Annotated in this window: 8 protein-coding genes; all 8 read left to right on the top strand. The window is 39.7% G+C overall.

What is annotated here, in order from left to right; genetic code table 11:
- Positions 1-191: 191 nt before the first annotated feature.
- The 8 genes from NXX38_RS15895 to NXX38_RS15860 all read left to right on the top strand — a co-directional run bounded on the left by NXX38_RS15895 (position 192) and on the right by NXX38_RS15860 (position 12237).
- Positions 192-1610 (top strand): carbohydrate binding domain-containing protein, encoded by a 1419-nt coding sequence (locus tag NXX38_RS15895; RefSeq protein WP_258980136.1) that lies wholly within the window; start codon positions 192-194, stop codon positions 1608-1610.
- A 156-nt stretch (positions 1611-1766) separates the two neighbouring features.
- Positions 1767-3248 carry a family 43 glycosylhydrolase gene (locus NXX38_RS15890; protein ID WP_217721534.1) on the top strand — a complete coding sequence of 494 codons (1482 nt, stop codon included), beginning with the start codon at positions 1767-1769 and terminating at the stop codon, positions 3246-3248.
- A 58-nt stretch (positions 3249-3306) separates the two neighbouring features.
- The gene (locus tag NXX38_RS15885) at positions 3307-5049 is read left to right on the top strand and encodes a family 43 glycosylhydrolase (RefSeq protein WP_258980134.1); all 1743 of its coding nucleotides are present in this window, start codon (positions 3307-3309) and stop codon (positions 5047-5049) included.
- A 196-nt stretch (positions 5050-5245) separates the two neighbouring features.
- Positions 5246-5515 (top strand): hypothetical protein, encoded by a 270-nt coding sequence (locus tag NXX38_RS15880; RefSeq protein ID WP_074556508.1) that lies wholly within the window; start codon positions 5246-5248, stop codon positions 5513-5515.
- Between the two features lie 8 nt (positions 5516-5523).
- On the top strand, positions 5524-6078 hold the full coding sequence (locus NXX38_RS15875) for a 1-acyl-sn-glycerol-3-phosphate acyltransferase (protein ID WP_074556433.1): 555 nt from the start codon (positions 5524-5526) through the stop codon (positions 6076-6078).
- Positions 6079-6184: 106 nt separating this feature from the next.
- Entirely contained in the window at positions 6185-6961 is a 777-nt protein-coding gene (locus tag NXX38_RS15870) for an amidohydrolase (protein WP_148366182.1), read from the top strand.
- A 148-nt stretch (positions 6962-7109) separates the two neighbouring features.
- Positions 7110-9101, top strand: coding sequence for a glucosamine-6-phosphate deaminase (locus NXX38_RS15865; protein WP_074556431.1), 1992 nt, complete (start codon positions 7110-7112; stop codon positions 9099-9101).
- A 226-nt stretch (positions 9102-9327) separates the two neighbouring features.
- Complete coding sequence (locus NXX38_RS15860) at positions 9328-12237, top strand: xanthan lyase (protein ID WP_258981965.1); 2910 nt, start codon at positions 9328-9330, stop codon at positions 12235-12237.
- Positions 12238-12256: the final 19 nt, after the last annotated feature.

The following is a 12256-nucleotide window of genomic DNA, read 5'->3' as shown; positions in this document are numbered from 1 at the left end:
TATAAAATAGAACTAAAATGATATGAAATGATGTTTATGAATGATTTTCAAACCTCATGAATGATTTTTAGACCTACTTTTTCCTCCATAAAAACTATTAATTCAAAATTATACGTATTTGATTAATTCAAGGACTCTTATCATTAATAGTTTCTGCAACTTTGCAAACGAGAAATAAACAGAGTGGAAACATGAATTTATTATTTAGAAATAAAATAATCACTTATAATTTTTTGATCATGAAAACAAACTATTTCAAATCTATTTTTCTAACATTGTCAATGAGTGTTATCACAAATAATATTTGGGCAATGTCCTCATCTGCATTTTCCTGCGTACAGGAAATAAATCAAACTAAAGATGAAAAAGACAAGGAAAAAGAATCTGATGATGACAATGGCATTACTGATGAAAAGAACAATGCTCCAATATTAACTGTAAACGGAACTGGAAAATCAGCTACATTTACAATTAATACTGGAAACCTACAACATGACCAACCTATACAAATTACCGTTCCACATGGTTTCAGTGTTAGTCCAACCAATATACCTGCAAACACTAAGAATGCCAAAATTACAGTCACACTGAATAGCACTAAAAAAGAGACTAAAGGCATAATTGTTCTGCGTAGCGGAGACAGCAGATCCTACATCAGAATACAAGGAATAGGCACTCCTCTCCCTACTAAAACAATAGCGGAATCTCCCATTTATAAAGGAGGAAAGAATGAAACCTTTGAAAACACCAAGTTTAAACCGACTGAAAAAGGATATACCGTTGAGTTCAGAGTGAAAATAAATGAAGAGGGAGATGAGTTCCACCCCTATATGGTAGATAATGATGGGTATGGCATAAAAGGTTTCGTGGCCTCAACTTCAATAGGCGTTTATAATTCCAATAGTCAGAAAGGATTTAGTAATCCTCTAACTAAACAAGAAGGAGGATTAGGCAAATTCTACAATAATGACAATCGCATGCATACTTACCGTTATGCAATCACCCCAGACAAAAGAGCTTTTGTTTATCGCGATGGATTCCCTATTGATACCATACGTCTAGCAGATTACGGAAATCAGTCGGACTTTGCTGTTGCAAACGGTGAACCCAAAGAGAATCTTTTAAAAAATCCAGGATTTGAGGGAGAATATGATTATATGGATGGAGGAAAATTAGTAAAAGCAGTAGAAGGATGGAATATTGCAATCCTCGATCGTTGGAATAATGAACAATTCATCCTTCCTCAAGAAATAGACAATGAACAAGATTTTAATAACCATATTTTTCGTATCAAGCCTTATAAATGGGCAGGTGGCTGGGGAAACGGTAACATTAACCAAACAATTGATGTTGCCCCTAATGAAACATACACTTTATCTGCACTAGCTAGAGGAGGACTTGATAAGAAAAAGGGAACATTAACAGCGAAAATGTTCATCCAAGAAGTAGAAGACCGTGAAAAGAAAGTAGAGACAGAAATAGCCAGTGATACTTGGGAAACTTATTCTTTGGATTTCACAACCTCTCCTACCTGTAAGCAAATACGTGTAATATTTCAGATTCAGGCAGGAACATGGGGAGCCAATATCTCTCCTCTCAGATGTAGATAATGTAAAACTTACCGGAACATCTAGAACCTATTCTCCTAAAATCGGCTTCGAGAATAATAATGCCGAAATAGAATATTTCACTTATGATTTAAGTGGTGCTTATGCTCCGGAACAACCTGAAATAACTATTAATATTACAGAATAAATAACGAAAACATGAAGATTATTCTACTTATCTGTTTTGTTTTCTCATTCAATACTATCTTTTCACAAAACGCCCAGATTAGTCCGGGTGTTTTGTGGAATGATATAAATGGTGAACAAATTAATGCGCATGGCGGGTGTGTCGTTTTTAACAATGGCTATTATTATTGGTTTGGAGAAGATCGTACCGGCTCAGTCTCCAACGGAGTCAGTTGCTATCAATCCAAAGACTTATATAATTGGAAAAGACTGGGACTCTCATTAAAGACAAAAGGAGAAGCCAGAGAAGACATGAATGACATATCTCAAGGACGTTTATTTGAACGTCCCAAAGTTATTTATAATCCTAAAACAAACAAATGGGTTATGTGGACTCATTGGGAAAGCGGTAAGGGTTACGGAGCTGCACGAGTTTGCGTAGCAACCAGTGATAAAGTAGAGGGGCCTTATATACTACATAAGACCTTTCGTCCCAATAAAAATGAATCACGTGATCAAACCGTGTTCGTTGATTCCGATGGAAAAGCATATCATTTCTGTTCAACAGACATGAATACCAACATGAATATATCACTTCTTAGAGATAACTATCTGGAACCCACTCCGACAGAAATAAAAATATTAAAGGGGCTTAAATACGAAGCTCCCGCTATTTTCAAAGTTGGTGATATTTACTACGGACTCTTTTCCGGTTGTACAGGATGGGCACCTAATCCTGGAAAGACAGCTTATAGTACTGAAATATTAGGAAAATGGAATACAGGTCCCAATTTCGCAGTAGATAAGCTCAAACAAGTAACCTATAACTCACAAAGTTGCTATGTTTTTAAAGTGAACGGTAAAGAAAAGGCTTATGTTTACATGGGCGACCGTTGGAATTCTAAAAATGTAGAAAAATCACATCATGTATGGCTACCTATCAGTATGCGTTCAGGATATCCTGTAGTAAAATGGTATGACCAATGGAATCTAAATGTATTCAATCGCATGTACCGTTACAAACGAGCAGAGAGCATCATTCCTAATAATATTTATTCATTACTAGAAAAAGAATCAGACCGCCTTATATCTAAGCCAGCTAATGGTTTCAGCATAGCCGACGATAATGATGACATAAATTTGAGTTTTGAATTTATTAAAACAAGTGCTCCAAATGTATACAAACTGAAAGACATCAAAACTGGGAAGTTTTTAGAATCATTATTTGGAACTATGCGTTTGAACCCTGAAAAGAAAGACGATACTCAAAATTGGATATTCAATCTACAGGAGGACGGATATTACCAAATACAAAATGCTAAAGATAAGAAATGCATCACTGTTTCCGGTTCAAATACATTTGACGGGACCAATCTGTATCTTACCGATTATTCAAAAAAACTAATGCAGGAGTTTGCCGTATATTTCGATTCTGAGAAATACAAGTATAAAGAAGCGGACATATTCTCCGCTACATACAGGGCTAATAATCTGCAACAAATGAAAATCAAATAATTTCCTCGTGTGTAAAATCAAATAAAAACACTCAAGAATCAATTCAATCAATTGTATTATGAATAAAGTTAAAAATCTTTTTTTATTCTCTTTTATATGGGTTTGTGTTCTATCGACACTTTCTTCTTTCGCTGCTCATACTAAAGATATAACAACAGAATCTACAGATGTTTGGGCGGTCACCGCTACTGCATTTAAACTTGTTGGTGAGAAAGATGTCAGAAATATAAAGCTAAATTGGATGCAGTTGGAAGATGCCGATCTCTATAAGATATACCGAGATGGTACTCTAATCGGAGAAGCCAAAGGAGATACCTATGATGACTATGGTTTGGCAAACGGAAAAACGTTTACTTATTATGTAGAGGCATTCAAAAACGGACAGAAAGTAGCCACAGCCATCTCACAACAAGCCAGCACATTTACCCCTATTGGTGAAGGAAGAGTATATGATAATCTGAATGGCAAATATATAACTAAAGCTACTTCCGACAAGCCACAGGGTATGCAAATCGGCGATCTGTATTTCTCCTACAAAATAGAAAATATAGAAAAAGAGGTAGACGGACAAAAAGTAAAAGGTTGGTTAGTTACCGAAAGCTACTCAAAGACCGGACTCAACGGAAGCTGGAGTACTCCCCGGGAATTAGCTTTTTATCCTAATGTGAAATTTGAGGGCAATGCTTTCCGATATAATCCCAAAACAGGAAAGGTGGTATTATCTTCACATTATGAGGATCAAAGTGGTTATGTTGCAGCCAAGATTTATCTGGCACAAATCACTCCGAAAGGCAAACTGGAGGTGGGTACAATGGAACGGCCATTGGGACATGACTCAAGAGACCAGTCACTTTTCATAGATGACGATAATACAGCATACCTTCTGTCTGCCACCAATACAAATAAGGACATAAACATCTATAAATTAGATGAGTCTTGGACCAAGCCTGTTACATTAGTCAATACAATATGCAAAGGTCTGCACAGAGAAACTCCTGCTATTATTAAAAGAGACGGAGAATATTATTTTTTCAGTTCAAAAGCTTCCGGATGGTACCCCAGTCAAACTGTATATACAGCTTCATCTGATTTAGCAGGTGAATGGACGCCAGTAAAAGAAATCGGTAATAATACAACTTTCGACGCCCAGTTCAACAGAATCAGTATGGTAAAAAACACCTGTGGGGTATGGAGTTACCACTGGGGAGCACAACGGAAATATAAAACTCCAGATGGTAATTTCCCGAGAATTTCTATCGCTACATTCAATAAAGGATATGCTTCGATGGATTATTACAGATATGTGGAATTTAATGAGCAATATGGACTCATACCTATACAGAATGGCAAAAATCTGACATTGAACACCACAGTGAAAGCTATGGTTCCTAGTGTGAAAGGAATCAAAGCCGATTGTATCATTGACGGAGCCGATCTGAATTCTTCAGCTTATTTCCAGAAAAGTTCGAATGCACCTACAGGCGCACCTTACATGTTTATTATAGACATGCAAAAAGAAGCAAATATTTCAGAGATTAATATTTCTACAAGACTGGTCAATGGTTCTGAAGCTGCCTACAAATATACGATTGAAGGAAGTATGGATGGAAAGAGTTATAAAATGCTTGTGGATGGTAGACAAAATTGGCAAGTAGGATTTCTGATCTTAAATATTGAAGATCCTGCATCTTACAGATATTTGCGTTTGAGAGTATACGGTGTTGTCAATGTACATAAAGGCAATTCTGCCATGTGGACAGATGGTATTTACGAATTTGCAGCTTTTGGGACTCCACAGTAAGTTAGAGGAAAGTAATTTAGTAGTCAAAGCCGGTCAACTGTTTTAAGCAGTTAACCGGCTTTTGTTTATATACATATAAAAGATATTAAAAGCCTCTTACTTTTCATTTTTTCCCGCCATTATTCGCCCAAATCAAAGAAAGTGCCTATCTTTACCGCAAGTATTTTTTTATTATTCACCATTAAATATAAAGATTATGGCAAGTAGAAGAGAACTCAAAAAGAACGTAAACTATATCGCAGGAGAATTATTCACCGAGTGTTTAATTAACAGCATGCTTATCCCCGGCACAGACAAAGCGAAAGCTGATGAACTGATGGCAGAGGTACTGAAAATGCAGGATGAGTTTGTTACTCGTATCAGCCACACAGAACCGGGCAACGTGAAAGGTTTTTATAAGAAATTCCGTGCAGACTTTAATGCAAAGATTAACGAGATTATTGAAGCTATCGGAAAATTGAACTAAAAGCAGAAATGAAAAAAGCAATTTATAGCTTTATCTATTACCGCCTGTTAGGGTGGAAGACAAACGTTACGGTGCCTAATTATGATAAATGCGTGATATGTGCCGCTCCACACACAACAAACCTTGATTTATTTATTGGAAAACTATTTTATGGTGCTATAGGCCGTAAGACAAGTTTCATGATGAAAAAAGAATGGTTTTTCTTTCCACTCGGAGTTTTTTTCAAAGCTGTTGGCGGAATTCCCGTTGACCGCAGCCGAAAAACTTCGCTAGTAGATCAGATGGTTCATAATTTTGCTAAATATAAAAAGTTTAATTTGGCTATCACTCCCGAAGGAACCCGCAAAGCGAATCCAAACTGGAAAAAAGGATTTTATTTTATAGCCTTGAAAGCCCAGGTTCCTATCGTTCTGATTGGCATTGATTACAGCAAGAAAACAATCTCTGCAACGAAAGCCATCATGCCATCAGGAGATATTAATAAGGACATGAAAGAAATCAAACTTTATTTCAAAGATTTCAAAGGAAAACATCCGGAGAATTTTGCTCTTGGAGAAATATGATTTTAAGTATTAAGTAATAAGTATTAATCGTAGCTTCTGACATACCTATCCGCACGGTTTAATACTTAATACTTGACACTTAATACTTATTTAACACTTAGTTAGTATGGAGTCTATCCGTATTTCCATCATACAAACCGATATTGCTTGGGAAAATAAACAAGAAAATCTCCGTTCGCTCCACGAAAAGCTGCAAAGTCTTCGTGGAATAACGGAGATGGTTGTTTTACCGGAGATGTTTTCCACCGGATTCAGCATGCAGAGTAAAATGCTGGCAGAGCCGAACTCCGGAGCGACCATTACAACACTCAAGCAATGGGCTGCCCAATTTCAGCTAGCCATTTGTGGAAGTTATATAGCAACTGAAAACGACCAGTTCTATAATCGGGCCTTCTTCCTGACACCGGAAGGAGAAGAATTCTATTATGACAAACGTCACCTGTTTCGTATGGGAAGGGAAGCTGAACATTTTTCGGCTGGTGATAAACGACTTATCATCCCTTACCGTGGATGGAATATCTGCCTGCTGGTTTGCTATGATCTCCGTTTTCCTGTATGGAGCCGGAACGTAAACAACGAGTACGACCTTTTAATATATGTAGCCAACTGGCCTATCCCCCGCCGTCTGGTTTGGGACACTCTACTCCGGGCACGTGCCTTGGAAAATCAATGCTATGTATGCGGTGTCAACAGGGTAGGCATAGACGGATATCAGCTTACATATAATGGAGGAAGCAGAGTTTATTCTGCTTTCGGAGAAGAAATAGGCTCATTTCCAGATGAAAAGGAAGGAATAGCTACTGTGAGCCTTAATCTGAATACTCTTAACCAATTCAGAGAGAAATTCCCGGTATGGAAAGATGCAGACGAATTCCATCTGTAACATTGGCAAAACAACAAATGTTAAAAACAGATTATTGCAGCAACAATACCTATAACTCGGTAGTTAATTATATAGACTTCTTTTGTATCTTTGTCGTGAAAATACAGTCGTAAGGACGCTAATCTTACATAACTTAATTAACAACTTTATGAAAACAAATCTTAGTTCTCAAATCAGTCTCCACCGGGTCTCCCCCAGATACTACAGACCGGAGAATGCATTTGAAAAATCAGTCTTGACAAGACTCGAGAAAATCCCTACGGACATCTACGAATCCGTAGAAGAAGGTGCTAACTATATTGCGCGCGAAATAGCACAAACCATCCGCGAAAAACAAAAGGCAGGACGTTTCTGTGTATTGGCACTTCCCGGAGGTGACTCACCCAGCCACGTATATACCGAACTTATCCGCATGCATAAGGAAGAGGGACTTAGCTTCCGCAATGTGATCGTATTTAATATGTATGAGTATTATCCGTTGTCTCCCGATGCAATCAACAGCAACTTCAACGCTTTGAAGAGTATGTTGCTGGACCACATCGACATTGACAAGCAGAATATATTCACTCCCGATGGAAGCATTGCCAAAGATACTATCTTTGAATATTGCCGCCTGTATGAACAACGCATTGAAAGCTTCGGAGGTATTGATATTGCTTTGTTAGGTATCGGTCGTGTAGGTAACATTGCGTTCAACGAACCGGGTTCCCGACTGAACTCTACCACTCGTCTGATTTTGTTGGATAACGCATCACGCAATGAGGCATCCAAGATTTTCGGAACGTTGGATAATACTCCGATCAGTTCTATTACAATGGGAGTAGCCACTATTCTTGGTGCAAAGAAAGTGTATCTGCTTGCCTGGGGTGAGAATAAAGCAGCTATGATTAAAGAATGTGTGGAAGGTGCGATCACTGACACAATTCCTGCTTCTTACCTGCAAACTCACAACAATGCGCATGTAGCTCTCGATCTTTCGGCAGCCATGAACTTAACACGTATCCAACGTCCTTGGTTAGTCACTTCCTGCGAATGGAACGATAAGTTAATCCGTAGCGCTATTGTTTGGCTGTGTCAGCTGACCGGCAAACCGATTCTGAAATTGACCAATAAAGATTATAACGAAAACGGGTTAAGTGAGCTTCTGGCACTTTATGGTTCTGCATACAATGTAAATATCAAAATTTTCAATGATTTGCAGCACACCATTACCGGATGGCCGGGTGGCAAGCCCAATGCTGATGATACCTATCGTCCGGAACGCGCAAAACCATATCCGAAACGTGTAATCATCTTCTCTCCGCATCCGGATGATGATGTTATTTCCATGGGTGGTACACTTCGCCGTTTGGTAGAGCAGAAACACGAAGTACACGTAGCTTACGAAACTTCCGGTAATATCGCTGTAGGTGACGAGGAAGTAGTTCGTTTCATGCATTTCATCAATGGATTCAACCAACTCTTCAATAACAGTGAAGACTTGGTTATCAATGAAAAATATACAGAAATACGCAATTTCTTGAAAGAGAAGAAAGACGGTGATATGGACAGCCGTGATATTCTGACTATCAAAGGTCTGATTCGTCGTGGTGAAGCCCGTACGGCTTGTACTTATAATAATATACCGTTGGAACGTTGCCATTTCCTTGATCTGCCCTTCTATGAAACAGGTAAGATTCAGAAAAACCCGATCAGTGAAGCAGACGTAGAAATTGTACGCAACTTGCTCCGTGAAATAAAACCTCACCAAATTTTCGTTGCAGGTGACCTAGCCGACCCACATGGAACTCACCGTGTATGTACAGACGCTGTATTTGCTGCTGTCGATCTTGAAAAAGAAGAAGGTGCCAAATGGCTGAAAGACTGTCGTATCTGGATGTACCGTGGTGCGTGGGCTGAATGGGAAATCGAGAATATTGAAATGGCAGTGCCTATCAGTCCGGAAGAACTTCGTGCAAAACGTAACTCTATCCTGAAACATCAGTCGCAAATGGAAAGTGCTCCGTTCCTGGGTAACGACGAACGTTTGTTCTGGCAACGTAGCGAAGATCGTAACCGTGGTACAGCTACTTTGTACGATCAGTTGGGACTGGCTTCTTACGAAGCAATGGAAGCATTTGTAGAATATGTTCCATTATAAGAGTAATCATTCTTAATTAAGAGAATATAAAACAATGAAAGAAGAGTGGGAAGTTTCGATACTTCTCGCTCTTTTTTGTTTATTTTTGCGGGAGAATTCACCACAGAGGAAAGGAGGACACAGAGTTATTATGAACAACCATTTTATATCGCTATATCGCTTCATAGATTTAACCTCTGTGTCCTCCTTTCCTCTGTGGTGAAAATGAAAATAAAAGCATTGAATGATGAAAAAGATAATAGTGTTTCTTCTATGCCTCATTATAGGCGCAAACTACCTTTTCGCTCAAGACATTGAAAGAAATGTAAAAGAGCGGCTGACGGATTACTTCAACCAATATACCGCAACAGCCAAAATCAGCACTCCTAAACTGAATAGCTTCGATATTAATTACGACCGTAAGACGATTGCAATCTATGCATCGGAGAGCTTCGCCTATCAGCCTTTCCGACCGGAAACTGTAGAAAATATTTATAATCAAGTAAAAGAGTTGCTTCCGGGTCCCGTTCATTATTACCAGCTCACCATTTATGCGGATGGGAAACCTATTGAGGATTTGGTACCTAATTTCTACCGGAACAAGAAAAAGGATAAAGGACGGTTATCCTTAAATGTAGATTATAAAGGAGCTCCCTGGGTGAAAAACACTTCACGTCCCAATGAAATCTCACGCGGACTACAAGATCGCCACATTGCAATCTGGCAAAGCCACGGCAACTATTTCAAAAATGACAAAAACGAATGGGGATGGCAACGCCCCCGATTGTTCTGCACCACAGAAGATATGTTCACTCAATCTTTTGTCCTTCCTTATGTGATTCCAATGCTGGAAAATGCAGGAGCGATTGTTTACACTCCCCGCGAACGGGATACACAAAAGAATGAAATCATCGTAGATAATGATACTCCCAGCGCTTCTCTTTATTTGGAAGTGGGTGGTAAAAAGACTAATTGGACAAATGCTCCGGTAAGAGGATTTGCTCAAAAGAAAACAATCTATAAAGAGGAAGAAAATCCTTTCACTGACGGGACCTGTCGTTTTATTCCAACAGAGAAAAAGAAAAAGAAGAATAAAGACCAGGTATTTGCCGAATGGGTGCCTACTCTACCGGTAACAGGCAAGTATGCAGTTTATGTTTCCTACCAGACATTGCCCAACAGTGTAAGCGACGCCAAATATCTGGTATTCCATAACGGTGGAGTTACCGAATTTAAAGTAAATCAAAAGATAGGTGGAGGCACATGGGTTTATCTCGGCACTTTTGAATTCGACAAAGGGAACAACGACTACGGCATGGTGGTTCTTAGCAACGAGAGCAGCGAACATGGAGTTGTATGTGCCGATGCAGTACGTTTTGGAGGAGGAATGGGTAACATTGCCCGTGGAGGAAGAATCAGTGGGCTACCGCGTTACTTGGAAGGAGCACGCTACTCTGCTCAATGGGCGGGAATGCCATACGAAGTATATGCCGGACGAAAAGGTGAAAACGACTATATAGACGATATCAACACACGCTCTAACGTTATCAATTATTTATCGGGCAGTTCCGTCTATAACCCACAACAGTCGGGTCTGGGCGTACCTTTGGAAATGACGATGGCATTGCACAGTGACGCCGGATGCAGCAAAACAGACGAACTGATCGGATCACTCGGCATTTACACCACCGATTTCAATAATGGCAAACTGAATGCAGGAACAGACCGGTATGCCTCACGTGATCTGGCAGACATTCTGCTGACACAGATTCAGAAAGATATTTATTCAAGCTATAGCTTGCCGTGGACACGCCGCAGCATGTGGAACCGGAATTATAGTGAAACACGTCTTCCGGCTACGCCTTCTACAATTATTGAACTACTCTCCCACCAGAACTTCGCAGATATGCAGTTAGGACATGATCCGAACTTTAAATTTACAGTGGGACGTGCCATCTACAAAGGAATTTTGCAATTCATTACCAGCCAGCATGATAAAGAATACATCGTTCAGCCTCTGCCTGTGAGCAATTTCGCCATTCAATTCGGAAAGAAAAAGAATACATTAGAACTTTCATGGAAAGGCGAAGACGATCCGCAAGAACCGACTGCACGACCACGGGAATACATTGTATATACCCGCATCGGTTATGGAGGTTTTGACAATGGCACTTTAGTCAGCAAAACGTCCCATACCGTTAAGATAGAACCGGGACTCGTTTATTCATTCAAGGTAACTGCTGTAAACCGGGGCGGGGAAAGTTTTCCTTCTGAAATCCTCTCCGCTTATAAAGCCAAACGTGAACAGGGAAAAGTAATCATCATCAATGGCTTTGACAGAATCAGCGGTCCGGCGGTCGTTAACACTTCTGAAAAAGCCGGATTCGATCTAATGCAAGATCCCGGCGTTCCGTATATATCGAATATTTCATTTTGCGGAGCACAAACCAGTTTCGACCGTACACAAGCCGGTAAAGAAGGAAAAGGAAGTCTGGGGCATAGTGGAAGCGAATTAGAAGGAATGAAAATTGCAGGAAACACGTTCGACTATCCTTTTATTCACGGAAAAGCGATTCAGGCAGCCGGAAAATATAGCTTCGTATCATGCAGCGACGAAGCGGTAGAGAACGGATTAGTTACGTTAGAAGATTATCCGGTGGTAGATTATATTTTGGGACTGGAAAAAGAAGATCCTGCAAGTAAAGCGTATTACAAGACATTCTCTTCGGCTATGCAACGGATTATGACCAGCTATTGCCAAGCGGGAGGTAACCTGTTTGTCAGCGGTGCTTATGTAGGAAGTGATATGAGTGGAACACAAGGAAACCGGGAATTTACGGAGAAGATACTGAAGTATGGTTATCAAGGTAGCCTGACGGATAAGAGTTCGAATCAGATTAAAGGATTGGGCCGTACTATTACAATCCCACGTCTGCCTAATGAAAGCAGCTATGCTGTGCCTGCTGTGGATTGTATTGTTCCCGTAGATACTGCCTTCCCCGTATTTACGTATGCACCCGGCAATCAGAGTGCAGGTATTGCCTACAAAGGAAACTACCGTACTTTTGTATTGGGCTTTCCTTTTGAAAGCATCCAGTCCGAAGCGGACCGGGCAACCATTATGGCAGGCATCCTGGGATTCTTTACTCAAAAATAAAAAATATCCTTTTTTTTAA

It is taken from the genome of Bacteroides sp. BFG-637 (assembly GCF_024793605.1).
Lineage (GTDB): Bacteria > Bacteroidota > Bacteroidia > Bacteroidales > Bacteroidaceae > Bacteroides > Bacteroides vicugnae.
The sequence above is the reverse complement of the archived record's forward strand: the minus strand, read 5'-3'. Positions and strand labels throughout refer to the sequence as shown.

Excerpts from the sequence above, each read along its gene's own strand:
- NXX38_RS15895 (WP_258980136.1), top strand. The coding sequence starts at position 192 with ATGAATTTATTATTTAGAAATAAAATAATCACTTATAATTTTTTGATC.
- NXX38_RS15890 (WP_217721534.1), top strand. The coding sequence starts at position 1,767 with ATGAAGATTATTCTACTTATCTGTTTTGTTTTCTCATTCAATACTATC.
- NXX38_RS15885 (WP_258980134.1), top strand. The coding sequence starts at position 3,307 with ATGAATAAAGTTAAAAATCTTTTTTTATTCTCTTTTATATGGGTTTGT.
- NXX38_RS15880 (WP_074556508.1), top strand. The coding sequence starts at position 5,246 with ATGGCAAGTAGAAGAGAACTCAAAAAGAACGTAAACTATATCGCAGGA.
- NXX38_RS15875 (WP_074556433.1), top strand. The coding sequence starts at position 5,524 with ATGAAAAAAGCAATTTATAGCTTTATCTATTACCGCCTGTTAGGGTGG.
- NXX38_RS15870 (WP_148366182.1), top strand. The coding sequence starts at position 6,185 with ATGGAGTCTATCCGTATTTCCATCATACAAACCGATATTGCTTGGGAA.
- NXX38_RS15865 (WP_074556431.1), top strand. The coding sequence starts at position 7,110 with ATGAAAACAAATCTTAGTTCTCAAATCAGTCTCCACCGGGTCTCCCCC.
- NXX38_RS15860 (WP_258981965.1), top strand. The coding sequence starts at position 9,328 with ATGAAAAAGATAATAGTGTTTCTTCTATGCCTCATTATAGGCGCAAAC.